The 23,457-nt window shown below is 61.7% G+C and carries 19 protein-coding genes and 1 pseudogene; 9 read left to right on the top strand and 11 right to left on the bottom strand.

The features are described from left to right. The first annotated feature begins 32 nt into the window (after window positions 1–32). From ribA to AC3WMV_RS17045, 3 genes are read left to right on the top strand one after another with little or no spacing between them, the layout of a single operon-like run. Window positions 33–650, top strand: a complete 618-nt coding sequence (gene ribA, locus AC3WMV_RS17055; RefSeq protein ID WP_027612931.1) for a GTP cyclohydrolase II — start codon at window positions 33–35, stop codon at window positions 648–650. Next, a complete protein-coding gene (locus AC3WMV_RS17050; RefSeq protein ID WP_103367229.1) occupies window positions 647–1,066 on the top strand; it encodes an MFS transporter in 420 nt (139 codons plus the stop codon). Before ribA ends, AC3WMV_RS17050 begins: the two co-directional genes overlap by 4 nt. Continuing rightward, on the top strand, window positions 1,066–1,866 hold the full coding sequence (locus AC3WMV_RS17045; RefSeq protein WP_103367230.1) for a cobalamin-binding protein: 801 nt from the start codon (window positions 1,066–1,068) through the stop codon (window positions 1,864–1,866). Before AC3WMV_RS17050 ends, AC3WMV_RS17045 begins: the two co-directional genes overlap by 1 nt. Before the next feature lie 110 nt (window positions 1,867–1,976). Here the strand turns inward: AC3WMV_RS17045 and AC3WMV_RS17040 are convergent. From AC3WMV_RS17040 to AC3WMV_RS17020, 5 genes and pseudogenes are all read right to left on the bottom strand, one after another. Continuing rightward, window positions 1,977–3,859, bottom strand: a pseudogene (locus AC3WMV_RS17040) (TonB-dependent receptor domain-containing protein). Between the two features lie 139 nt (window positions 3,860–3,998). Then, a complete protein-coding gene (gene dxs / locus AC3WMV_RS17035; protein WP_103367231.1) occupies window positions 3,999–5,897 on the bottom strand; it encodes a 1-deoxy-D-xylulose-5-phosphate synthase in 1,899 nt (632 codons plus the stop codon). A gap of 91 nt (window positions 5,898–5,988) precedes the next feature. Continuing rightward, entirely contained in the window at window positions 5,989–6,876 is an 888-nt protein-coding gene (gene ispA / locus AC3WMV_RS17030; protein WP_007968168.1) for a (2E,6E)-farnesyl diphosphate synthase, read from the bottom strand. Next, window positions 6,873–7,115 (bottom strand): exodeoxyribonuclease VII small subunit, encoded by a 243-nt coding sequence (locus AC3WMV_RS17025; protein ID WP_003228627.1) that lies wholly within the window; start codon window positions 7,113–7,115, stop codon window positions 6,873–6,875. The genes ispA and AC3WMV_RS17025 overlap by 4 nt, the downstream gene beginning before the upstream one ends. A gap of 88 nt (window positions 7,116–7,203) precedes the next feature. Continuing rightward, entirely contained in the window at window positions 7,204–8,349 is a 1,146-nt protein-coding gene (locus AC3WMV_RS17020) for a Fic family protein (RefSeq protein WP_027612924.1), read from the bottom strand. Window positions 8,350–8,626: 277 nt separating this feature from the next. On the opposite strand from AC3WMV_RS17020, the gene AC3WMV_RS17015 reads away from it, so the two are divergent. The 6 genes from AC3WMV_RS17015 to AC3WMV_RS16990 are packed head-to-tail and all read left to right on the top strand — an operon-like array spanning window position 8,627 to window position 18,812. Further along, a complete protein-coding gene (locus tag AC3WMV_RS17015) occupies window positions 8,627–9,418 on the top strand; it encodes a YfaP family protein (protein ID WP_103367232.1) in 792 nt (263 codons plus the stop codon). A gap of 38 nt (window positions 9,419–9,456) precedes the next feature. After that, on the top strand, window positions 9,457–11,169 hold the full coding sequence (locus AC3WMV_RS17010) for a DUF2138 domain-containing protein (RefSeq protein WP_103367233.1): 1,713 nt from the start codon (window positions 9,457–9,459) through the stop codon (window positions 11,167–11,169). Beyond that, window positions 11,139–11,804: a DUF1175 domain-containing protein gene (locus AC3WMV_RS17005; RefSeq protein ID WP_178085217.1), complete on the top strand. Its 666-nt coding sequence runs from the start codon at window positions 11,139–11,141 to the stop codon at window positions 11,802–11,804. Before AC3WMV_RS17010 ends, AC3WMV_RS17005 begins: the two co-directional genes overlap by 31 nt. Further along, window positions 11,801–16,375 (top strand): alpha-2-macroglobulin family protein, encoded by a 4,575-nt coding sequence (locus AC3WMV_RS17000; protein ID WP_103367235.1) that lies wholly within the window; start codon window positions 11,801–11,803, stop codon window positions 16,373–16,375. The genes AC3WMV_RS17005 and AC3WMV_RS17000 overlap by 4 nt, the downstream gene beginning before the upstream one ends. A gap of 1 nt (window position 16,376) precedes the next feature. Continuing rightward, window positions 16,377–17,996 carry a DUF2300 domain-containing protein gene (locus AC3WMV_RS16995; protein ID WP_103367236.1) on the top strand — a complete coding sequence of 540 codons (1,620 nt, stop codon included), beginning with the start codon at window positions 16,377–16,379 and terminating at the stop codon, window positions 17,994–17,996. A gap of 3 nt (window positions 17,997–17,999) precedes the next feature. Further along, entirely contained in the window at window positions 18,000–18,812 is an 813-nt protein-coding gene (locus tag AC3WMV_RS16990) for a YfaP family protein (protein WP_103367237.1), read from the top strand. Window positions 18,813–18,835: 23 nt separating this feature from the next. Here the strand turns inward: AC3WMV_RS16990 and AC3WMV_RS16985 are convergent, their stop codons facing one another. The 6 genes from AC3WMV_RS16985 to AC3WMV_RS16960 all read right to left on the bottom strand — a co-directional run bounded on the left by AC3WMV_RS16985 (window position 18,836) and on the right by AC3WMV_RS16960 (window position 23,442). Next, on the bottom strand, window positions 18,836–19,270 hold the full coding sequence (locus AC3WMV_RS16985) for a hypothetical protein (RefSeq protein ID WP_027612917.1): 435 nt from the start codon (window positions 19,268–19,270) through the stop codon (window positions 18,836–18,838). A gap of 15 nt (window positions 19,271–19,285) precedes the next feature. Continuing rightward, window positions 19,286–19,846: a hypothetical protein gene (locus AC3WMV_RS16980; RefSeq protein WP_103367238.1), complete on the bottom strand. Its 561-nt coding sequence runs from the start codon at window positions 19,844–19,846 to the stop codon at window positions 19,286–19,288. A 518-nt stretch (window positions 19,847–20,364) separates the two neighbouring features. Further along, complete coding sequence (locus tag AC3WMV_RS16975) at window positions 20,365–21,111, bottom strand: S24 family peptidase (RefSeq protein WP_027612915.1); 747 nt, start codon at window positions 21,109–21,111, stop codon at window positions 20,365–20,367. A 223-nt stretch (window positions 21,112–21,334) separates the two neighbouring features. Then, a complete protein-coding gene (gene ppa, locus AC3WMV_RS16970) occupies window positions 21,335–21,862 on the bottom strand; it encodes an inorganic diphosphatase (RefSeq protein ID WP_008052339.1) in 528 nt (175 codons plus the stop codon). Window positions 21,863–21,974: 112 nt separating this feature from the next. Continuing rightward, window positions 21,975–22,787: a M90 family metallopeptidase gene (locus AC3WMV_RS16965; protein ID WP_103367239.1), complete on the bottom strand. Its 813-nt coding sequence runs from the start codon at window positions 22,785–22,787 to the stop codon at window positions 21,975–21,977. A gap of 4 nt (window positions 22,788–22,791) precedes the next feature. After that, entirely contained in the window at window positions 22,792–23,442 is a 651-nt protein-coding gene (locus AC3WMV_RS16960; RefSeq protein WP_047602527.1) for a DedA family protein, read from the bottom strand. Between the last annotated feature and the right edge of the window lie 15 nt (window positions 23,443–23,457).

Raw genomic sequence — 23,457 nt, 5'->3', positions numbered from 1 at the left:
ATTTTCAGAATTTTTAGATCAGGAGCACACCGGTGCCTGTCGTTTTTGTCGCCGCTTCCAAGCTGCCAACGCCTTTTGCGCAATTCACCATGCACGGTTTTCTCGATGAGGCTACCGGCCGCGAGCACGTTGTGCTGAGCCTGGGTGATTTCGCCGACGGTGCCCCGGTTCTCGGCCGGTTGCACTCCGAGTGCCTGACCGGTGATGCGCTGTTCAGCCAGCGCTGCGACTGTGGCTCGCAACTCGAAGCGGCGCTCAAGGCCATCGCCCGTGAAGGCCGTGGCGTGCTGCTGTACCTGCGTCAGGAAGGTCGTGGCATCGGTCTGCTGAACAAGATCCGCGCCTACGAGTTGCAGGACGGCGGCGCTGACACTGTTGAAGCCAACGAGCGGCTGGGCTTTGCCGCCGATCAGCGTGACTACGCCATGTGCCTGCCGATGCTCGAGCATCTGGGCGTGAAGTCGCTGCGTCTGATGACCAACAACCCGCGCAAGGTCAAAGCCCTGACCGACATGGGCATCGTCGTCGCCGAGCGCGTGCCGCTGCACACCGGCCACAACCCGCACAACAAGCTGTACCTGGCGACCAAGGCCAGCAAGCTCGACCACATGATGGGCAACGAGCATCAGGGCGAGGTCGACCGCGCGTGACCCGCGGTCAGGTGCGACGCCGCCTGGCGGTCGACTGGTGGAAATACCTGGCGCTGGCGCTGCTGCCGCTGTTTGTCCTCAATGGCCTGTTCGGCCAGGGCGAAGGCATTCTGCCGGTGCTGGCCATGCCGTTGTTCATTGCCGGCGTGGCCTCGATGTTTGTCAGTCTGAAGTTTTTCGGCCGCTACAAGCACGCGCTGATCACCACGCAAAAAGCCCTTGATACCCCCGACGAACCGGCGGCCTGGATTGCCTTGGCGGCCCAGCGTCGCAGTGCATTCCTCGCGGCCGCACTGCCGGCATGGATCGGTGCGCTGGCGGTGTTCGTCGGCCTCGAAGCCGTACCGCTGATGCTGCTGGCGCTGTCCACGGCGGTGCTGTTCTACCTCTATCGCATCCCGCGTCAACTCGGCTGATGCGTCGTCTGTGGCTGGCGGTTCTGCTGCTGGCCTGCGCCGGCCCGGTGCTGGCGAGTCTGCGAGTGGTCAGTCTCGCGCCTTCTCTGTCTGAAATCGTTGTTGAGCTGGGCTCGGCAGATCTGCTGGTTGGCGTGCTCGATGCCGGCGAGCGTCCGGCTGCCATTGCCGATGTTCCCTCGGTGGGGCGTTATGGCCAACTCGACATGGAGCGCCTGCTCAGTCTCAAGCCGGATTTGCTGCTGCTGTGGCCCGGCAGTGTCGGCCCGGCACAACGCGATCAGCTCAAACGCCTGAACATTCCGACCTACGTCGCCGAGCCGCACAATCTCGAACAGCTGTCTGCGCAGATCGAGACGATTGCCGCGCAACTGGGGCGACCTGAGCGTGGGACGAAACTGGCGGCGGACCTGCGCCAGAAGCTCGATGACCTGCGTCAGCGCTATCGCCGGGACACGCCGCTGACCGTGTTCTATCAAGTCTGGGACAAGCCGCTGTACACCGTCGGTGGCGGGCAGATCATCAGTGATGCGCTCGAAGTCTGCGGCGCACACAATGTGTTTGCCGACCTGAGTTTGCCGGCGCCGCAGGTGAGTATCGAAGCAGTGCTGCAGCGCGATCCGCAGGTGATACTGGCCGGTGAGCAGGCCCAGCTCGATGCATGGAAAGACTGGCCGCAGGTGGCAGCAGTGAAGCAGGGGAAACTGCTGTTGGTTACCGATAAAGGCCTTGAGCGCCCAAGCGGCCAAATGATCGATGCCACCGCCAAACTCTGCCAATTGATCGCGCCTGACCGGTGAAGCCGGGGTGGCTTCTTCGCGAGCAGGCTCGCTCCCACAGGGAATTGCATTCCAAATTGTGGGAGCGAGCCTGCTCGCGAAGGAGCCAGTCAAATCAGCGAAGATTCAAATCAAAGCTGGGGAGTCCAGGTGACGCCAACTACCCACGCCCGACCTTCCTCGCGATAGCCATACTGGCTGCCGTCATAGCTGTACAGCGCACGGCTGTAATCCTTGTCCAGCAGATTCTCGACCTTCAGATCCAGTTTGATCTCGCGATTCAGCGCCCAGTTGCTGCGCAGTCCAAGCGTGCCGTAGCCACCCAACGGCTGGGTGTTGTTCAGATCGTCGTAACTGCTGCTGACCAATTGCCAGCTCGCGCCGACGCCCAACCGGTCAACTGTCGATCCAGATCCCAACTCATCGTGCGCCGCGCACGACGCGCCAACGTGTGCCCGCTATCACGATCACGCGGGTCGATAATCGCCACACCGAGATTGCTTTGCCAGCCGAACAGTTCCTGCTTCAACGCCGCTTCAAAGCCATTGATCCGCGCCGAGGCCACGTTCTCCGGGCGTGAGTTGCTGCCGAAGATGATCGCGTCTTGCAGGTCCGTGCGGTAAATCGACGTCTCCAGTCGGCTGCTATCGCTCAACTGACTGCGCCATTGCAGCTCGTAGCTTTTCGAGGTTTCCGGTTTCAGATCCGGGTTGCTGAAGTCCGGGTAGTACAGGTCGTTGAAGGTCGGCGCGCGAAAGCCTTCGCTGTAGCTCAACAACAGGTCGTTGTCCGGGTTCAGCGGCAGGGTGAAGGTGCCGCTCCAGGTGTTCTGGCTGCCGAACTGCTGGTTGTCGTCGTGGCGCAGACCCAGTTCGGTGGAGAAGCTGTCGGCCTGATAGCGATGCTGGATGAACGCGGCGCGGTTCCAGCGACTGTCTTCGTTGAACGCGGTGCTGCTGTTGACCCGATCTTCGTACCAGTCGCCGCCGAGAATCAGGCTGTTGCGCGCATCCAGAGTCAGGTCGTTCTGCCAGGTCACCGAGTCGCGATAGGTGTTGAACACTGTGCGCTCGTCGCTGAGCTTGTCGAGGGTCTTCTCGCGGTTCTCGCTGTGTCCGAATTCGACGCGGGTTTTCCAGATCTCGTTGACCCGGGCATCGACGTAGCTGCTGACACTGCTGACGTTGAAGTCGCTGAAAGGCTGCTGTTGCACCGACTCGAAAGTAGTCGTATCGAAGCGGCCGAACGGGTTGTCGAACTCGCTTTTGCCACGGTTATCCAGCAGGTTGGCGCCGACTTCGATGTCATCGGTCAGTGCATGGCTGAGACTCAGGCTGACGGATTGATTGCGGTAGGCATCGTGATCGCTGTCGCTGGGGTAGGACTCGTGAGTGCGGTCGAGACCGGCGGTGTCATCGAGGCTGGCGCCCAGGTTGAAGCGGGTCTTCTCGTCGCCACCGGACAGGCCGAGGCTGCGTTCCCAGGTCTGGTTGCTGCCGAAGCCGACGTGCAAGCGCGGCTGCAGGCCTTGCTCGGTGCCGCGGCGGGTGAAGATCTGGATCACCCCGCCAATCGCATCGCTGCCGTAAATCACCGAGCGCGAACCGCGCAACACTTCCACGCGTTCGATCTGGTCGATGTTCAGGTGCTGCAGATTGCTGTCGCCGGAGGTCGAACTGCCAATGCGCTGGCCATCGACCAGCACCAGACTCTGCGCCGATTGCGTGCCGCGAATGTAGATCCCCGGCAGGCTACCGCGCCCACCGGCCTGCGCCACTTGCACACCCGGCACCCGCTGCAGCAGATCGGTGACGCTGCCCGGTTGCAGGCGGTCGATGTCTTCGCGGGTGAACACGGTGTTAGCGGCGCTGCTGTCGTTGCGCGCTTCGACCTGGCGGTTGGCGCTGATCAGCGTGTCGGGCAGCTTCAGCGCTTCGTCGCGTTCGAAGGTGTCGGCGAGGGCGCTGGCGGCTGGCAGCAGGAGGAGGGGCAGGGCGAGGCGCGAGAGGTTCATGGACGTTCCACTGGTGTTTCAGGTGTACACAAATCAAATGTGGGAGCGAGCCTGCTCGCGAATGCGGTGTATCAGTCAGCATTACTTTGACTGACAATCCGCATTCGCGAGCAGGCTCGCTCCCACAAGGGTATTGCGTTTATTTGTCGAGTAAAGCCAGGCGCTCACGAATCGAAGCTTCGATTCCCGCTTCGTCCAGCCCGCACTCGGCCAGCATCTGCGCGGGTTTGGCGTGCTCGACGTAGATGTCCGGCAAGCCCAGATGCAGCATCGACTTGAGAATGTTCTCGCGCGCCAGGAATTCGCTGACCGCGCCACCGGCGCCGCCCATGATCGCGTTCTCCTCGATGGTCACCAGCAACTCGTGGCTGCCGGCAATCTCGCGTACCAACGCTTCATCCAGCGGCTTGACGAAGCGCATGTCGACCACGGTCGCATCCAGCTTCTCGGCGACTTTCAGCGCTTCGGTCAGTTGCACGCCGAACACCAGCAGGGCGACTTTGCTGCCCTGGCGGCGGACGATGCCCTTGCCGATTTCGATCGGCTCGAGATCCTTGTCGATGGTCGCGTTCGGGCCGGTGCCGCGCGGGTAACGCACCGCCGCCGGGCCGTTGTACAGGTGGCCGGTGGTGAGCATCTTGCGCAGTTCGTTTTCATCGCTCGGGGTCATGATGACCATGCCCGGAATGCAGCGCAGGAACGACAGATCGAAGCTGCCGGCGTGGGTCGGGCCGTCTTCGCCCACCAGACCGGCGCGGTCGATGGCGAACAGCACGTCGAGGTTCTGCACCGCGACGTCATGCACCAGCTGGTCGTAACCGCGTTGCAGGAACGTCGAGTAGATCGCCACCACCGGTTTTGCGCCTTCGCAGGCCATGCCGGCGGCGAGGGTCACGGCGTGTTGCTCGGCAATCGCCACGTCGAAGTAGCGCAGCGGGAAACGTTCGCTGAACGCCACCAGGTCCGAGCCTTCCTTCATCGCCGGGGTAATCCCGACCAGGCGCGGATCAGCCGCGGCCATGTCGCACAGCCATTCGCCGAACACCGCCGAATACTTCGGCCCGCCAGCCTTTTTCGGCGCAGCAGCCGGGGCGTCGACCGGTTCGAGCTTGGTGATCGCGTGGTAACCGATCGGGTCGACTTCCGCCGGGGCGAAGCCTTTGCCTTTCTTGGTGACGATGTGCAGGAACTGCGGGCCTTTCAGATCGCGCATGTTGCGCAGGGTGGCGATCAGGGTCGGCAGGTCGTGGCCATCGATCGGGCCGATGTAGTTCCAGCCCAGCTCTTCGAACAGGGTGCCGGGGACCAGCATGCCTTTGGCGTATTCTTCGGTGCGCCGGGCGATTTCCCAGGCGCCGGGCAGGCGCGACAGGACTTTCTTGCTGCCCTCGCGCATGCTCGCGTAGGTGCGGCTGGAAAGAATCTTCGCCAGATAATTGGACAGGCCACCGACGTTGCGCGAGATCGACATGTCGTTGTCGTTGAGGATCACCAGCATGTTGGCGTTGACTTCCGGCGCGTGATTCAGCGCCTCGAAGGCCATGCCGGCGGTCAGCGCGCCGTCGCCGATCACCGCAATCGCCTTGCGATCGCTGTTCTGCAGGCGGGCGGCAATCGCCATACCCAGCGCTGCGCTGATCGAGGTGCTGGAGTGGCCGACGCCAAAGGTGTCGTACTCGCTCTCGGCGCGACGCGGGAAGGCGGCGATGCCGTCCTTCTGGCGCAGGGTTTCCATGCGCTGGCGACGACCGGTGAGGATCTTGTGCGGATACGCCTGATGACCGACGTCCCACACCAGCCGGTCATCCGGGGTGTCGAAGACGTAATGCAACGCGATGGTCAGCTCGATGACGCCCAGGCCGGCACCGAAATGCCCACCGGTCTGGCCGACCGTGTAGAGCAATTCCAGGCGCAACTCATCGGCCAGGGTTTCCAGCTCGGCTTCGCCTAACCGGCGCAGGCCGTCCGGCGTGTTCGCGCGGTCGAGCAGGGGCGTGGTCGGGCGCTTGCGGGGAATCTCATGAAACGTCGTGGGCATCAGGCGAATCGTTATAGGTATAAAAGATGCGGCAGTTTACCTGATGCATCGCCCCCTGCCCACGCGTTGGTCTTTTTTGGCAGATTGGCGTTCAGTTGCGCCGCTCGACGATATACCGGGCCAGGTCGCGCAAAGGCTCGGCTGCCGCGTCAAACGGTCGCAGCGCGTGCAGGGCCTGATCGCGCAGTTCCAGAGCGTAGACCTTGGCCGCGTCCAGTCCCAGCAGGGCCGGGTAGGTCGGTTTGTCGCGAGCGATGTCGGCGCCCTGGCGTTTACCGAGGGTTTCGGTATCGCTTTCGACGTCGAGAATGTCGTCCTGCACCTGGAAGGCCAGACCAATAGCCTGTGCATAAGTCTGCAGGGCCTTGAGTTCATCCTGCTCGGCGCGGCCGCTGGCCAGGGCGCCGAGCTTGACGCTGACTTCGATCAACGCGCCGGTCTTGTGCCGGTGCATTTGCTCCAGCGCTTGCTGATCCAGCTTCAGGCCGACCGAGCCGAGGTCGATGGCCTGACCGCCGACCATGCCTGCCGGGCCGGCCGCGTGCGCCAGCGCCGTGACCTGTTGCAGACGGATGTCAGCGTCGAGGTTGCTCAGACGCGGGTCGAGCAGGGCGCTGAAGGCCAGGCTCTGCAAGCCGTCACCGGCGAGAATCGCGCAGGCTTCGTCGAATTTCTTGTGGGTGGTGGGCTGGCCGCGACGCAGATCGTCGTCATCCATCGCCGGCAAATCGTCGTGCACCAGCGAATAAGCGTGGATCAGCTCAACTGCGCAGGCCGCGCCGTTGGCTTGTTCAGCCTTGCCGCCCAGCGCTTCGCACGCAGCGTAGGCGAGTAGCGGACGTACGCGTTTGCCGCCGATCATCACGCTGTAGTGCATCGCCTCATACAGGCGCGACAGTTCCGGCAGCGGAGCCTTGAAGAGGATTTCCAGTGCCGCATTGACCCGCGCCTGGCTGGTCGCCGAATACGCGGCAATCATTCTGGCTGTTCCGCGTCGAAGGGTTCCTCGGCGAGTTCGCCATCGCGCTCCAGCAGCACTTGCACCTTCTGCTCGGCCTGGGCCAGCGCTGCCTGGCAGTCACGGGTCAGACCGATGCCCTGCTCGAAAGCGGTCAGCGAGTCTTCCAGCGACAATTCACCGTTCTCCAGACGCTCGACCAGTGTTTGCAGGTCGGCGAGGGACTGTTCGAAATCCAGTGCAGCTTTTTTGCGGGCCATGGCGGCGATTTCCGGTTGACGTTAAACCGGCGCGACACTAGCAGATAGGGGGTTTATGGGCAAATGAGTGGGCCGACGGACAAGGGTGTCAGTCGGTCGAGTCACCCGGATATTGAATCTGATACCGAGTGCTCCGCCCCCCGCCCGGAAGACGTTGCAGGCAGCCTTTTTCCAGCAGTTCCGCCAGATGTCGGGTGGCCGTGGCTTTGGAAACCTTGGCCACACTCTGGTATTGCGCTGCACTGATACCGTGCTCGAAACCACGCTCACCACCGTCGAGCAAACGATTGAGCACTTTGATCTGCTCCGCCGACAGCCCGGATTCGCGGTGCGCCTGCCAGAAGCGTGATTTTCCCAACACACTTTCAATCCGCGCAATGGCCTGTTGCAGACTGCGCAGTAAGGTTTGCAGGAACCATGTGAGCCAGTCGGTAATGTCCAGCGTGGCTTTCTGACTGGATTCGAGAATCCGGTAATAGCCCGCACGATCATCGAGGATGCTGGCGGACATCGCATAAAAACGAATCGCCTGCGCTTCGCTCTGAGCCAGTGCCAGATCGGTAAGGGTGCGAGTCAGGCGTCCATTGCCGTCGTCGAACGGATGCAAGGTGACGAACCAGAAATGTGCGATGCCAGCTCGCAAGAATGGATCGAGGCCTGCCTGTTGCCGACTGGCGTCGAACCACTTGAGAAAACTGTCGAGTTGCCGCTCAAGGCCTTGTCGCGGTGGCGCCTCGAAGTGCACGGTCGGACGGTCGATTCGCCCTGAAACCACCTGCATCGGCTCATCGCCGCGTAATGCGCCGACATTGATTGCACGCGAAAGGAAACCACTCTCCTGTTCTGGAAACAGCCATGAATGCCATTCCAGCAATCGTTGCAGTGTCAGCGGTTCGGCAAAGCGTTGAGTGGCATCGAGCATCAGTTGCGCGAGCCCTTCGCTGCGCTTGCTGACGTTGTCGCCATCAGGCGATTCCAGCCCCAGGCGTCGTGCCAGTGAAGAACGCACGGATTCAACATTCAATTGTTCCCCCTCGATGGCCGAGGAGGTCACGATGTTTTGCAGCAACGCGTCCAGTTCAGTCTGAGCGCTCAATGAATTGCCCACTGATCCCGCCATGCCCATCAATTGTCCCTGCGCCTGAACGCATTCGCGCAACAGCGCAGTGAGACGCTCTGCCTGCCAGTTGAAGTCGGGCCAGTCGGGCTGCTGCCAGATCCAGTGAGTTGCCATGAATGCCATTCCTGAGTGCGTGAGCCGAATAGAAACGCTATTCGGCTCATTTCGTGAGCCGAATATGACGCCTATTCGGCTCATCGTCCACCCGAGGGCGTGATTCCTACCGCATTTCAAGATGTATCCGATTGTTAAAAAACTGCCGAATCGCTAATCTTCGCGCCTTCTACGACCCCATAGTCACGGGGTCTTTCAGACGAAACGCAGTTTCCACCGCTGTGAAGTACCGAGGATCGGGTGCAAGGTTTCGTTCAGGCATGGCAGGAGGCATTACATGCGTTCATTTCTTTGGCTGCTGATCGGTTTGGCCTGGGCGCCTGCGCTGTGGGCGGCGCCGACTGCCGAGCTGTCTGAGCCATCCGGTGGCTGGCGTTACAACGGTCTGCTCGACCGCAGTGAAAACCCGCAAGTCGCCTATCCCACGCCGCCGATCGATCGCGGCATTCAGCGCAATCGCACGATGATTCAGGGCCAGCTCAAGGCCATCGGCAATCAGCGCGGGCCGCACACGCTGGCGGTCAACGGCAATCCATTGAATCTGTATACCGACGATGACGGGCGGTTCGCCCGGCCGTATGCGTTCGGCGCCGGCTCCAACAGTGTCGAAGTGCGCAGCGCCGAGGGGCAGTCGCTCAAGCGTGTGCAGTTCTACGAAGCGAACAACCTGCGCACGCCGGCGAAAATCCGTGTGGTGCTGGGTTGGGACGATCCCAAGGCCGAACTCGACCTGCACATCATTACGCCCGACGGCCAGCATGCGTTTTTCGCCCACACGGCGTTGACCAACGGCGGCGGTCTGGACCCGGATGGTGTCGATGGCCCCGGCCCGGAAATGTTCACCATGACCGCGCCGCTGCATGGCACCTATCTGGTTTACGTCAACTATTGGGGCAACTTCGGCGACGGCGGCTATAACTTCGAGGAGGCCAGCAATCAGAACGAGGTCATCACCTCGCAAATCACGCTGGTGCTCAACGAAAATACGGTCGACGAAAAACGCGAAACATTCATCGTGCCCCTGCGGGCGATCGGTGATCTGCTGCTGGTCAAGACTTTCAACTATTAAGCATCCCGCACCACGGATGAACTTCGGGTTTTGTGAACATGAGTGATAACGCTGCTTCTCCGGCCGTCCCGACACCTGCCGGCCAAACCTCCCGGCGCTGGCCGGCGCTGCTGATCGGCCTGGTCCTGGTTGCCGGGGTGGCCGGTGGTCTTGGCTGGCTCCTGCACAAGCCCAAGGTGCCGGCGGCGGCACTGGCCAGTGACAAACTCGGCCTGAGTCGTCCGGATGCGCTGCTGGAAACCCGCTCCTTGAGCCAGTTGCCCAAGGACCTGCTGACGGTGCCGTTCCTCAAGGCCACGCTCACCGAGGATTTCGTCTTCTATTACGAAACCCACGCCGACCGCCTGGGGTTGATCGGCAGCCTGCGGCGGATCATCTACGAACACGACCTGAAGCTGCAGGACAGCCTGATCGAACAGCTTTTCGATCAACCGGCCGATGTGGCGTTGTGGCGTGGCGCTGATGGCCGGCTCAAGGATTTTCTGCTGGTAATGGATCGCGGCGGGTTGGCGAAGCTGCTCGAACCGCTGGCGAAAGTGGCGCTGGACGATTCGCAACTCAGCGTCTTCGGCAGCCTCAAGGTCGGCAGCGACGAAGTGCCGCTGTACCAGCTCAGCTACAACGCCAGCAAATCGCTGCTGTTCGCGTCGCGCGGCGACAAACTGGTGGTGCTGTCCAACCCGAACAAATATTACGACCCGGCCAGTGGCGAATCGGAAGAGTCCGGGCACGTCTCGCCGCAAGCGCTGGCAGCGCTGCTCAACGGCGACAAACTGTTCCCCGAGGCCTTCGGTCTACCGGCCAAGGCGCCGGAGATCAAACAGCGTCTGTCGGTCAATTCCAGCGTCCTTGCGATGGGCTATCAGCGCTTCATCCCGAACTTCGCCGGGCTGCGTTTCGACATGGACGACAAGGGCTGGCACAGCTACCTCGCCATGGACGAACTGGATAATCAGCCGGACTTCGATTTCAAACCGGTGTGGCAAGCCATGCCGCTGGGCGCCAGTGCCTGCGTGACCTTGCCGGTAGCGGCCGAACCGCAGAAACCGCTGCTGGTGAAACTCGGCGCCGACGAAGCGGTGGCGCAGAAACTCACCGAACACGTGGCTGGCGCGGCGGGCCTGTGCTGGTACGCCGATTCGCGGTTGTACACGCCGTTGCTGGTTGCCAGCCTGAAGGACGAGGAAAGCGGCAAGCTCGATGGCGACCTGGGCACGTTGTTCGGTTCGATGGTGGGCGCCTACGAGACGAATGTCGACGAACACGCGTTTCCGGTGGTCGAGAAACAGGAAGGCCAGAGCCATGTCTGGCAGCGTCAGGTCAGCTCCAGTTTCGGCCCGTACGCCGCCAAGACTGCCGAGAATCCGGATGCGATCAGCGGTAAAGCGTTCATGAAAGTCAGCCTCGCCCGTCACGGTTCGACGCTGCTGTTTTCCCTCGACGACAAACTGGTGGACAAGGCTCTCGGTACTCTCGACAAGCGCTTCCCGCCGATGGCCGACGTGCTGCCGAAAGATGTGCTGATGCCGATCTACTTCGGTCCGGATTCGATGGCGCAACTGATGCAGCAGGAAACCCTCGACAGCCTGCCGCAGGACATGGAGCCGGTGTTCTACAACGCCGCGCAAACCTACCTGATCCCTAAACTGCGCACCCTCGGCGGCTACGGCAAATACGCCCTGACCCTGCCGGAAGGCAGCGAGCCTGACGGCCACTGGCAATGGCTGCCGCTGGAGTGGAAAGCGCTGTGACGACACTGATCCGCAGCCTCGGCCTGCTCGCGCTACTGCTCAGCGCGGGCGCCCGCGCCGTCGAAGCACCGGCACTCGATCCGGCGCAGTCCCAGGTGTTCCGCGCCTGGTTTGTGCGCATCGCTCAGGAACAACTGAGCCAGGGCCCGAGCCCGCGCTGGTATCAGCAGGACTGCGCAGGCCTTGTGCGTTTCGCCGCCAACGAAGCGCTGAAAGTCCACGACGACAAGTGGCTGCGCAGCAATGGCCTGTCCAATCGCTACCTGCCGCCGGAGCTGACGCTCAGCGATGAGCAGCGCAAGCTCGCCCAGCAATGGCAGCAGGGCGGCGGCAAGGTCGGGCCGTACGTCAACGCGATCAAACTGATTCAGTTCAACAGCCATCTGGTCAGCCGCGACGTGTCCCAGGCACGCCCCGGCGACCTGATGTTTTTCGATCAGGGCGACGACCAGCACCTGATGATCTGGATGGGCCGCTACATCGCCTATCACACCGGCACGACCACCCCCACTGACAACGGCATGCGTTCGGCAAGCCTGCAGCAACTCATGACATGGAAGGACACCCGATGGATACCCGACGCAGCCAACCCCAACTTCATCGGCGTCTATCGACTGAACTTTCTCTCCCAATGACCGGTGCCCGCATGCTGCGACTCTGCGCTCGAATTCCTCTGCTGCTGGCACTGTTGCTGCCATTGGCGACCGTCAACGCTGAAGATTCGGTGGAGCCGAGCGGCTACACGCCGGTCTCTGGTGAAAGCTTCTTCCTGCTGGCCGACAGCAGTTTCGCCGCCGACGAGCAGGCAATGGTCCGACTCGAGGCGCCGGGCCGCGACTACCGCCGCTTTCGTATGGAACCCTATGGCGGCGCCGATATTCGCGTGTATCGCATCGACAAGCCGCTGGATTTCCTCAAACGTCAGAAGAACCTGCACCGCGTGGTCAGCGACGGTCAGTTCAAAGGCGAGGGCCTGTCCAACACCCTCGCGTACCTGTGGGACAACTGGTACCGCAAATCGCGGCGGGTGATGCAGCGCGCGTTCTCCTACGAGTCGCGCAAGCAGGTCACCGAGGAAGTGCCGGAACTGAAGATGGGCAACGCCATCGCCGCGCCGACGCCGTACGACGCGCAGCCGCAATTCGCGCTGATTCCGGGCCTGCCGGTGGTCAGCCAGTTCCGCTATCCGCTGTGGCAGGCCAAGCCGATCCAGCCGCCGGCCGGAGTCAATCTGGCCGGTTCTTCCAGCGAGTTCGTCAGCGTTGCACCGGGTAACGTCTACATCCCGCTGGGCAACCTGAAGCCGGGCCTGTACCTGGTCGAAGCGCTGATCGGCAAGTATCGCGCGACCACCATGGTCTTCGTTTCCAACACCGTGGCAGTGAGCAAGATTGCCGGTGATGAATTGCTGGTCTGGGCCGCACGCAAACACGAAGGCAGTTCGGTGCCGAAGGTCAATGTGCTGTGGACTGACGGCCTCGGCGTGATGAGCAGCGGTGCCACTGATGCCGATGGTTTGCTGCGCCTGAAACACGTCAGCCCCGAGCGCTCGTTCGTCATTGGCGAGGACGAAGAGGGCGGGGTGTTCGTCTCGGAAAACTTCTATTACGACAGCGAAATCTACGACACCAAACTCTATGCGTTCACCGACCGACCGCTGTATCGCCCGGGGGATTGGGTGTCGCTGAAAATCGTCGGTCGCGAGTTCAAGAATGCGCGGGATTCGGTGCTGCCGGGCGCTGCTGACGTCAACGTCAGTGTGCTTGATGCCACCGGCACCGAGCTGCAACGCCTCGACCTGAAACTCGATTCCAAGGCCGGCACCCAGGGCCGGTTCCAGTTGCCGGACAACGCTGTGGCCGGTGGTTACGAGATCCGCTTCAACTACAAGGATCAGGCCTACAGCAGCGCCTTCCGCGTGGCCGAGTACATCAAGCCGCACTTCGAAATTTCGCTGAACCTGGCCAAGCAGGATTACCGCACCGGCGAGCCGGTGAAGGGCAGTCTGGTGCTGCTGTACCCGGACGGCAAACCGGTGACCAACGCCAAACTGAGCCTGAGCCTGCGTGCCCAGCAACTGTCGATGGTCGACAATGAGCTGCAATACCTCGGGCAATTCCCGGTGGAATTGACCAGCACCGAACTGACCACCGACAGCAAGGGCAACGCGACCCTCGACCTGCCGGCCGCCGACAAACCGAGCCGCTACATGCTCACCGTATTTGCCAGCGATGGCGCGGCGTATCGGGTCAAGACCACCAAGGAAATCCTCATCGACCGTGGCGCCGCGAGCTTCCGCCTGAGCGCGCCGCAACGTTTCAGCGCAGTCAAAGACAAAGTCGCGTTCAGCTACGCCAACGAGGGCGGCAGCGAGCAGAGCAAAGCCGTGACCCCAAGCAGCTACAGCTGGGTGCGTCTGGAAGACCAGAGCACTGGCGAAGGCAAACTCGCGGCGACTGACAAAGGCTTTAGTCTGGCCTTCGAGCGTCCAGGTACTTACAACCTGACGCTGAAAGATCAACACGGTCGCGTCCTCGGCGCCACCGGCCATTCGGTCACCGGCGACGGTGTCAAAGCGGTGCCGGGCACTGTGGAAATCGTCCTCGACAAGCCCGAGTACAAGGCCGGCGATGAAGCGCTGGCGCTGATCACGTTCCCGGAGCCGGTCAGCGATGCCCTGCTGTCGCTGGAGCGCGACAAGGTCGAAGCCACCGCGCTGCTGGCCAAGGGCGGCGACTGGCTGAAACTGGAAAAACTCAGCGACACCCAATACCGCGCGCGCATTCCGGTGAAGGACAACTTCGCGCCGAACCTGACCTTCTCGGTGCTGTACACCAAGGGCGGGCAGTACAGCTTCCAGAACGCCGGGATCAAAGTGATTGCCCCGCAAATCGACGTGGCGATCAGCACCGACAAACAGGTGTATCTGCCGGGCGACACGGTGACCGTCGACCTGACTACGCAGTTCGCCGGTAAAGCAGTTCCGGCGCATCTGACGGTGAGTGTTGTCGATGAAATGGTCTACGCGCTGCAACCGGAAGTCGCGCCGACCATCGACCAGTTCTTCTACCACCCGCGTCGCAATAATGTGCGCACCAGCGCCAGCCTGTCGTTCATCAGTTACGACGTGGCGTTGCCGGGCAGCCCCGGCGCGCCGGGCAAGGCCAACCGCAGCGAACGTGGGGTGAAAGTGCTGGAGCGTCCGCGTCGCGAAGACGTCGACACCGCCGCGTGGCAGCCGGAATTGCTCACAGGTGCCGACGGCAAAACCCGTTTCACCTTCAAGATGCCGGACTCGCTGACCCGCTGGCGCATCACCGCCCGGGCTATCGCCGACGACGGCCAGGTCGGGCAGAAGAAGCAGTTCGTCCGTTCGGAAAAACCGCTGTACCTGAAGTGGAGCGGGCCGAGCAAATTCCGCAAGGGCGATCAGCCGCAACTCGGTGTGTTTGCCTTCAGCAAGGCCGAAAAACCGGTCAAGGCTGAACTGGTCACCCATTACGCTGGCGCCGAACAACGCCTGCCGGTGACCCTGAACAACGGCATCAACTACGTGCCGCTGCCAGCGTTCGCCCTGGCCTCGGGTGAGTGGACTGCCGAACTGGTGCAGGACGACAAAACCGCTGACGCCCTCGCCGTGCGCCTGAGTGCGACCGGTGACGGCTGGCAAGTTACGCAAACCCAGAGCCTCGACGTGGCCAGCGGCGACACACCGTTGAGTTTGCCAGCAGATGCCACCGATATTCGCCTGCGTCTGGATGACAGTCCGCAAGCGCTGTTCCGTTCCGCGCTCGATGATCTGCTGAGCTACCCGTACGGCGGCGTCGAGCAGACTGCCAGTCGTTTGCTGCCGCTGAGCATCGCTTATCCGTCGCTGGCGTCTAACCCGCAGATCCGCGATCGCCTGCGCCTGATCATGCAGAACAGCCGTCTGCGTCTGGTGCAAATGGCCGGGCCGTCGGCGAGCTTCACCTGGTGGGGCTTCGACGGCGAGCCGGACGCGTTCCTCACCGCTTACGCCTACTACGCCGACTGGAACGCCAGTCAGGTGCTGGAACTGACCTTGCCGCCGGAGCATTGGCAGCGAGTGCTGGAGGTCTACGCCAAGCAAGCGCCGAACACGCCACTGCTGCAGCGGGCGCTGATCCTGTCGTTCGCCAAGCAGATGCACCTGCCGGTGAATACCCTGCTCAGCGGTTTGATGGACGATCTGGCCAAGGCCGGTGAGGGTAATGCCGAAACCCTGATGGACGACGGCGAAGACAGCCTGGTGATGAGTGACCCGGATTCGGCGCTCGGTCTGGCGGCGGCGCGGGTGTTGACGGCGGCGCTGGCCACGCAGTCGAAAGTCGCGTTGCCGGAGGCATTCAACCGTCAGGTTGGCGCGGCGCAACAGCGTCTGGCGGTCAGTTCGCAGCCGTTTGCCGAAGCGCTGAACCTGTCGCTGCAACCGTTTGATCAGGCGCGGGCGACGGCGCTGTTGCAACGTCTGTTGCCACAGCAATCGACCCTCGAACGCGCCCTGGCGCTGAGCTGGTTGCAACGCAGCATCGCTCAGGCCTCGCCGACCATCGCGCTGCTGCCGGGTGAAGGCTGGAAGAAAAACTACGGCGCAACCGGTGAGATGTTCTGGACCTGGCAGGGTGCGACGCCGGTGCCGAGCGTGTTGTCGGTGTCCGGCACTCAGGAGCGTCCGCTGCGCGCTGCGTTGAGCTTCCAGACCCAGCAACCGGCCGTCGATCCAATGGCCGTGACTATCACCCGCCGTTTGTCGCGGCTGGTGCCGGGCGACGAAGCGTTCACCTTCAAACTGGAGCCGGTCGGCAGCAAACCGCTGTCCAGCGACAGCCTGTACCTGGACGAAGTGATCCTCACCAGCAAGGCGCCGAAACCATTGCGCTACGGCATGCTCGAAGTGCCGTTGCCACCAGGCGCCGATGTCGAGCGCACTACATGGGGCATCAAGTTGCAGGGCAAGGACGGCACCGAACCGACCGCGCTGGAAAAGGCACGCTTCGAGCCGGGGCAACTGGCTTATGCGGTGCCGGTGGATGCGCTGAGCGGCGAATTGCGTCTGCGCCATCTGGTGCGCTTCTCGCAGAAGGGCCAGTTCAACCTGCCGCCGGTGCGTTTCACTCAGGTCTACGCGCCGCAGCATCAGGCCCAGGAAGCGAAAGCCGCCCTCGGTCAGGTCACGGTCAACTGACATGAACCGGCCGCTGCTGTGGCTGCTGATGTGTGTGATGCCTGCGCTGGCGACGGCGCAGGATGAGCCGCTGCGGCTGGCGTACAAGGGCGAGTTGCTGTCGTTGAATCACACGCAACTGATCGCCCGCGAGCCGTTGCCGTCGACGCTGGATACCCCGCTGGGCAGTCTTTGGAAATTGTTCGTCTACGCGTGGCTGGTGGATACCGGCGCGCGCGAGCCGGCGTATGAATGTCGCGGGCAGTCAAAGGAAGAGGTTTATTGCTGCTCGGCGGGCGGCAGGATCGAGCGTGATCAGGCGTTGGTCAAATCCTGCGGGTTGTACTTTGAGCCGGCGCGATTGGGCATTGCTGCTGGCGATTGGCGCACGTATTGGCAGGTGCGGCGGGCGCCGTCGTGGTTGCTGGATTTACCAACCGTGCAACCGGCTACCCGGGTTTCCGTGACGGACTTGCTGAAGGTGTTGTCGGTGCTGCCAGCGCAGGAGCAGATGCGCCGCGTGTTGCTTGACGTCGTGCTGAATGCGGCGGACGGCAATGTCGTCGGTGAGCTGGGCGGGCGCTTGCGGGTGAAAACCTGGAGCTGGCTCGGCGATCAGGATCCGCAATCGCGGCAAGGCGGTTTCGCCGGTTGGACAGCGGACGGCTCGCCGATCTGGGCCAGTGGGCGTGGTACCAGTCAGATGGTTTTGCGCCATTACGGTCAGGCGCTGGCGACGGTGCTGCCTTCTTCGTGGCCGGCGGAAGCAGGGCGTTGCGTTGAGGTCGGTCTGTTTTCGCGTTATCCCGTTTCCCGGGTTCTGGCCGGTGATCGGGTGGTGACTTCGGGCCCATTGCAGGGCGATTACCGCGTCGAATTCGCCAACGGCAACGCGCTGGATATCCACAGCGCCGGTGAGCTGTTTCTGCTCGACGACAAACTGGTCGCCAGACTTGATCGCGAAGAATACGTCGCCCGCGTCCTTGAGCGCGAAGCCAAACCTGAACCCGCCGAAGCTGCCAAGGCACTGGCCGTGGCGATCCGCACCTATCTGCTGCAAAACGCCACGCGCAACGGCGATTGCCTGAGCATCGACGACAGCAGCAACCGTCAGCGCGTCGCTCCGCGTCCGGCCTCCGCCGAGTCGCGCAACATCGCCGCATGGACCGCGGATCTGGTGCTGGCCGGCAGCACCGTCACCTATCACTCCGATCAACCCGGCCCGGACAAACTCGCCTGGCAACAGGCCGTCGAGCAGGCCAACGCCGGCCAGCGCTACGACGCGATTCTGCTGCACGCCTATCCGCGCGCCAGCCTCAGCCGTTGGGACAACCCGGTGGCCTCCTGCGAAGCGTTGCCCACCGCGCAAGACTGGCTGCAAAAGCAGCGTCGCGGCTGGCGTCCGACACTGGAAAGCGAAACCGGCTACAACGAAGTCAGCACCTTTGCCGTGTGCAAACTGGCGTTCGGCCGCCCGTTTGTCGATCGCGAGCGCCAGCGCATCTACGTGCGCGGCGTGCTGACTCTGCAGGATCGCCTCGACCTGACTCACGAATATCTGCACCTGGCCTTTGAAGCACATCCCAATGGCCAGGATGAAACCTACATCGAAGGGCTCGCCCGTCACCTCTTGCTGGAATAGACCATGACACTCCGTTATCCACAGGTCTTGCTGTTGCTCTGCGCGTTCAATGCATGGCCGATGGCAATGGCCGCCGACAGCGTCAAACTCGACACCCCGGTCGGCGGCTGGCGCACCGGCGCGCCCGAGGGCGAAGGCGAGAACTTCCGCCAGACCGTCAACTACCCGGCCTCCTCGGTCAACACCCCGGTCGGCCAGGCCAACACCGCGCGCATCAGCGGCGAGATCAAAGCCACCCCCAAGAGCAAGGATCCCGGCCGGCTGATCGTCAACGGTGTCAGCATGCCGCTGAAAATCGACGACAGTGGCCGCTTCGACCGCCCGTTCTCCTTCCCCAACGGCAGCAACAGCGTCGAAGTGCGCAGCCCCGACGGCCAGCAACGCCACCGCACGCAATTCCTCAACACCAGCGGCGGCGCCACCCCGGCCAAACTGCGCGTGCTGCTCTCTTGGGACAGCGACGGCACCGACCTCGACCTGCACTTGATCACCCCCGACGGCGCGCACATCTGGTACGGCGACCGCGTCGCACCCAATGGCGCCGCACTCGACGTCGACGTCACCACCGGCTACGGCCCGGAAATCTTCGCCATGCCGGCACCGATCAAGGGCCAGTATCTGGTGTATGTGAACTACTTCGGCGGTGGTTATCGCGGTGATGATGAAGGCGGGGAAGAGGCGGTGCAGCCGCTGACCACGGCGCAGGTGACGGTGATTACCGAGGAAGGCACGCCAAGCGAGAAAATGGAGACGTTTGTGGTACCGATGCGGGCGGTGGGTGAACTGACGTTGGTGAAATCGTTCAGCTATCCCTGAGCAGCAGCCTGCTCAGGGTTGCACTAGAAACCGGGCGGAATGTAACCAGGCACGAACGGCACGTTGATGCACTTGCCGTGAATGATCTTTCCGTCTTCGATTCTGAACAGCACGATCTTTTTCGCCTTGTTGACGGTGGCTTCGAGCTTGCAATCCGAGCTGTGGCCGACCGTCTCGTAGTACTCGGTGTAAACCATGCCGTTACCGGTGTGATTCATTGAAGTACCGGCCGCTTCCGTGGTGGTCCAACTGGACGATTTGTACCAGGTGAGCACAGCCAGATTCTCGCCGTTGGCCCCGGTCTGTTTTTTCATCGAGTCAGGTTTGCCGAACAGATCGAGCGCTTCCTGAACATCGCGTCCTTCCCAGCGCGACTGGGCAATCAAGTGGCAGCCATTGATCAGCAAAACGGCGGGCGTTATCAGCAGCGCCAATAACGTTTTAGTCCATGGGTTCATCGTTATTCCCGCCGCTTACTTGTTGCCCAGGATCGAGTCGAGGTTATCCATCATCTGGCCTTTCTCCTGAATCGGCGCCAGTTTGAAGAACATCTGCTGCAGACCCTGAATCATCTGCAGGTACTCCATCTTGCCCAGCGCGATCATGTCCTTTTTGGCCGGTGAGCAAACGAACTCGCTGGTGCGCTGCACCCAGAACTCTTTCGGCTGCTGCCATTGGTCATTAACTTTCAGGTTGCGCATCATGTAGGCGATGCGATCAACCGACTGGCCATTGAGCATTCGGACCTTGTTCGTCGAACACTGAACTTCGAGGTTGTAGGCATCGATCATCGGTTTGCCGGGTTCCTCATACACCAGCGTCACGGCGACCAACTTGGCCCCCTTGGTCTGCTTCGACGGCACGACTGAAGTGCTGTCGGCGACATACATGATGTTCTTTTGGGGTATGCCATTGCCGTAAATGATCCACCAGTCACCGACGAGCTTCGGCTCCTCGGCCAAGGCTGAAGTGGCAGCGGTCAGGAGTGCGGTCAGCAGAACAGCGGATTGAGTGAGTTTGAAAAACGACGACATGGTGTTGCTCCATTCCTTGGCGCTTTTGTAATGCACAAAAACAGAATGGAAATTTAGTGGTGAGGTTGGGCGCGGGGCAATTAGGGCGGATGTGCTAATGGCTTATTGCGATGCCTGAGTGGCGGGTGCTGCCCGGTTAATCTGTCGAGCTCGTCAAGATAACGTTGCTTTCAGGCAGGCATTAAAAAGCCGGCTTGTGGCCGGCTTCTCGGGGACTGGCTTGGTTTATTTTTGGTAAACCGCGTCAGCCTTCAAAACGTACACCCGGATCTGCGTCCGGCTGTGGGACTTGGTCAGACGTTGGTCTGCCGCGTCAGGCGTCATCTGAGCCGCGGGAGCGGGGCGATGCGCAAATGTGGGGCGCAGGATACTGAGTTTTGTTGGGGATTCCCAGCCTCAACTGCGGAATAGAGCCACTGCGGGGGGCAAAATTCGTAATTTGTACTGATTTTCGGGGCCTCTTCGCGAGCAGGCTCGCTCCCACAGGGTTTGGTGCAGGGTTGAAGATCCGTATCCGATCAGAGAAACGGTACCACCGGCCGGCGTTTGCCCAGGGTCGACCACCAGAATACCCAGCCCAGAATGTGTATCCGCTGCTCATCGATTTGTGCTGCGCGGAAGATTTCGTCCGGGTATTCGGCGCTGTTGTGGCTGCGCAGGCGCAGGGCGTTGCCGGGCATGCGGTGCAGGTATTTGATGCGCAGCATGCCGTCGTGTTCGATGGCGTAGATTTCGCCGTCGACCACCTGGGTCAGGCCGCGGTCGATGCCGACGATGGAGCCGTCTTCGATGCGCTCGGCCATGCTGTTGCCGATCATGTGCGCGCAAATGGCGTCGCTTGGGCGGATTTCCAGTTGGGCGAGATGGGCCCGGGGCAGGCGGACGGTCTGCTCGGGGTCGAGGATGACGTGGGTTTTGTCGGCGCCGGCGCTGAGAGGTGTTTCCTTGAAAAACGGCAGTTCGATGTCGTTGGGGTTGATGATGGAATAGACGCCGTTGACGGACTGCGCGTCGAAGGTGTCGCCGTTGCTGGCAGGCGTTTGCAGGCGGGGTGACTCTTTGCTGCCTTCGCCGGTTTTCAGCCACTCGCTGTTGACCGAGAGCAGGCGTGAGACTTCCTCCATGCGATACGCCGGGACGCCCCGGGTGTACCAGTTATGAATGTTTTGGGCTTCCGTGCCCCAGAACTTTGCGAATCCCGTGGTGGTGATGTTCGCTGCTTCCAGGAGTGCCTTGAATCTTGGACCGCTAGTGTTCTTTCTCATAAACACCGAGTCTACGGCCGTGCCAGAGCGGTTTGAATAAACCGGCTGTTCAAAAAAAGCCTGTATTTTGCGACTGGATGTAAGACGTGCTTGTGGGAAATCACTCACTTCGAAACTTTTCTGTAGTCCGCAATAAACACACTGTTTAAAGCGGCGTTTTTCAGGCACAAAAAACCCCGGATCAACCGGGGTTTTCTTCAAGCGTCATGCAGCCAGCCGGCGCTTAGCCCTTGTAGGCAGCTACCGACTTGGTGATCGCGTCGCGAGCGGCATCAGCGCCAGCCCAGCCTTCGATCTTGACCCACTTGCCTTTTTCGAGATCTTTGTAGTTCGCGAAGAAGTGCTCGATCTGCTGGATCAGCAGTGGTGGCAGGTCGGTGTATTCCTTCACGTCGACGTACAGCTGGGACAGCTTGTCGTGTGGGACTGCGATGACTTTGGCATCGCCGCCGCCGTCGTCGGTCATGTTCAGGATGCCGACTGGACGCGCGCGGATCACCGAGCCTGGAGCAACCGGGTAAGGGGTCACAACCAGCACGTCGAGGGGATCACCGTCGTCAGCCAGGGTGTTCGGGATGTAACCGTAGTTGGCCGGGTAGAACATTGGGGTGGCCATGAAACGGTCAACGAACAGGCAATCGCTGTCTTTGTCGATTTCGTATTTGATCGGCGCGTGGTTGGCCGGGATCTCGATCGCGACGTAGATGTCGTTCGGCAGGTCTTTGCCAGCCGGAATCTTGCTGTAGCTCATTGGGCGTTGCCCCCGTAGTTGACCAAAAAAACTTGGCCGGATTGACCAAAAAGTGGCGGCGATTATAGGCATATTCCTACGCCGACGCCACGTACCAGAAGTCGTGCAGCGCTTACTCGTGCGCCTGATAGACCGGGTCTGTGGCCTGAAGTTGCCGCAGCCTGCCCAACGGATCCTGCCGGTAGAAAAGCTGCAGTTGCAAGTAGACCTGTGGATAAGCCGCGTGCAGCAGATCCGGAGCGCTGAAGAAGTATTCGCTGGTGACCGCAAAGAACTCCGCCGGGTTTTCCGCGGCGTATGGGTCGATGGCGGTTTCGGCGTCGGGGTTGCGGTCGAGCTGGCGGTTGAGGTCGTCGTAGGCGTGCTGCATGACTTCGGCCCAGTCGCTGACGCGCATGTCGGCGTGCAGCGGTGGCAGGCCGTTGGCATCGCCGTTGAGCATGTCGAGTTTATGCGCCAGTTCGTGGATCACCAGGTTGTAGCCTTCCCAGCCACCACTGGCCATCACGCCCGGCCAGGCGAGGATGATCGGCCCCTGTTGCCAGGCTTCGCCGCTGTGCTCGCCGTCCCACTCGTGCTCGACCCCGCTGGCATCGCGATGCCGTTGCGGGCTGAGGAAGTCATCGGGGTAGAGGACGATTTCGTGGAAGCCCTGATACCAGTTCAACTCGTCCAGATTGAGCAACGGCAGCTGTGCCTGAGCGGCGAGCAGCAGGCGTTGTTCCTGATGCAGTTCGACACCGGGCAGGGCGGTCAGGTGCTTTTCTTCGAGGAACAGGACGCTGGCTTCTCGCAACCATTGGTCTTCGGCGGCGCTGATGCCGTCGAGAAAGCTCAGGTGATGGCGCACCCGTTGCCAGAGGTCGTCGGCAATCGGGTGCCTGGCCAGAATGCGCCGGCGACGCCAGGCGCTCAGTGACCACATCGGATCAGTGGGTTTCGGCTTTGGCGCCGCCGAAACGGCTGCGCACCACGCCGATGATCATCGGCACCAGCGACAGCAGGATGATGCCAACCACCAGCAGCGACAGGTTCTTCTTGATGAACGGCACGTTGCCGAAGAAGTAACCCAGAGTTACCAGACCACCGACCCACAAGACGGTGCCGAACACGCTGAACGCGAAGAAACGCGGGTAGGGCATTTTCCCGACGCCGGCGACGAACGGGGCAAACGTGCGGATGATCGGCAGGAAGCGCGCCAGGGTCACGGTTTTGCCGCCGTGCTTGTCGTAGAAATCGTGGGTTTTTTGCAGGTAATCGCGACGGAAGATTTTCGAATTCGGGTTGCTGAAGAGTTTTTCGCCCGCCGTTCGTCCAATCACATAGTTGGTGCTATCGCCAAGGATCGCCGCGAGCATCAGCAGCCCGCCCAACAGCACCGGATCCATGCCACCGCCCGCCGCCACGGCACCGGCGATGAACAACAGCGAATCACCCGGCAGGAACGGCATCACCACCAGACCGGTTTCACAGAAGATGACAGCGAACAGAATCGCGTAGATCCACGGCCCGTAGTTGGTGACCAGCAAATCGAGGTACACATCGAGATGCAGGATAAGGTCGAGCGGGTTGAAATCCATGGGGGCACCTGTGGT

The sequence above is a fragment of the Pseudomonas sp. FW305-3-2-15-E-TSA4 genome (genome assembly GCF_058787295.1).
Note: the sequence above shows the minus strand (reverse complement) of the source record. Positions and strands in the feature narration are given on the sequence as shown.

What these genes read in the sequence shown, in the direction of transcription:
- dxs (WP_103367231.1), bottom strand. Translation starts at nt 5,897, where the DNA reads ATGCCCACGACGTTTCATGAGATTCCCCGCAAGCGCCCGACCACGCCC.
- AC3WMV_RS16995 (WP_103367236.1), top strand. Translation starts at nt 16,377, where the DNA reads ATGAACCGGCCGCTGCTGTGGCTGCTGATGTGTGTGATGCCTGCGCTG.
- AC3WMV_RS17015 (WP_103367232.1), top strand. Translation starts at nt 8,627, where the DNA reads ATGCGTTCATTTCTTTGGCTGCTGATCGGTTTGGCCTGGGCGCCTGCG.
- AC3WMV_RS17020 (WP_027612924.1), bottom strand. Translation starts at nt 8,349, where the DNA reads ATGGCAACTCACTGGATCTGGCAGCAGCCCGACTGGCCCGACTTCAAC.
- AC3WMV_RS16985 (WP_027612917.1), bottom strand. Translation starts at nt 19,270, where the DNA reads ATGAACCCATGGACTAAAACGTTATTGGCGCTGCTGATAACGCCCGCC.
- AC3WMV_RS16965 (WP_103367239.1), bottom strand. Translation starts at nt 22,787, where the DNA reads ATGTGGTCACTGAGCGCCTGGCGTCGCCGGCGCATTCTGGCCAGGCAC.
- AC3WMV_RS17025 (WP_003228627.1), bottom strand. Translation starts at nt 7,115, where the DNA reads ATGGCCCGCAAAAAAGCTGCACTGGATTTCGAACAGTCCCTCGCCGAC.
- ppa (WP_008052339.1), bottom strand. Translation starts at nt 21,862, where the DNA reads ATGAGCTACAGCAAGATTCCGGCTGGCAAAGACCTGCCGAACGACATC.
- AC3WMV_RS16990 (WP_103367237.1), top strand. Translation starts at nt 18,000, where the DNA reads ATGACACTCCGTTATCCACAGGTCTTGCTGTTGCTCTGCGCGTTCAAT.
- AC3WMV_RS16975 (WP_027612915.1), bottom strand. Translation starts at nt 21,111, where the DNA reads ATGAGAAAGAACACTAGCGGTCCAAGATTCAAGGCACTCCTGGAAGCA.
- ispA (WP_007968168.1), bottom strand. Translation starts at nt 6,876, where the DNA reads ATGATTGCCGCGTATTCGGCGACCAGCCAGGCGCGGGTCAATGCGGCA.
- AC3WMV_RS17045 (WP_103367230.1), top strand. Translation starts at nt 1,066, where the DNA reads ATGCGTCGTCTGTGGCTGGCGGTTCTGCTGCTGGCCTGCGCCGGCCCG.
- AC3WMV_RS16960 (WP_047602527.1), bottom strand. Translation starts at nt 23,442, where the DNA reads ATGGATTTCAACCCGCTCGACCTTATCCTGCATCTCGATGTGTACCTC.
- AC3WMV_RS17005 (WP_178085217.1), top strand. Translation starts at nt 11,139, where the DNA reads ATGGCTGCCGCTGGAGTGGAAAGCGCTGTGACGACACTGATCCGCAGC.
- AC3WMV_RS17010 (WP_103367233.1), top strand. Translation starts at nt 9,457, where the DNA reads ATGAGTGATAACGCTGCTTCTCCGGCCGTCCCGACACCTGCCGGCCAA.
- AC3WMV_RS16980 (WP_103367238.1), bottom strand. Translation starts at nt 19,846, where the DNA reads ATGTCGTCGTTTTTCAAACTCACTCAATCCGCTGTTCTGCTGACCGCA.
- AC3WMV_RS17000 (WP_103367235.1), top strand. Translation starts at nt 11,801, where the DNA reads ATGACCGGTGCCCGCATGCTGCGACTCTGCGCTCGAATTCCTCTGCTG.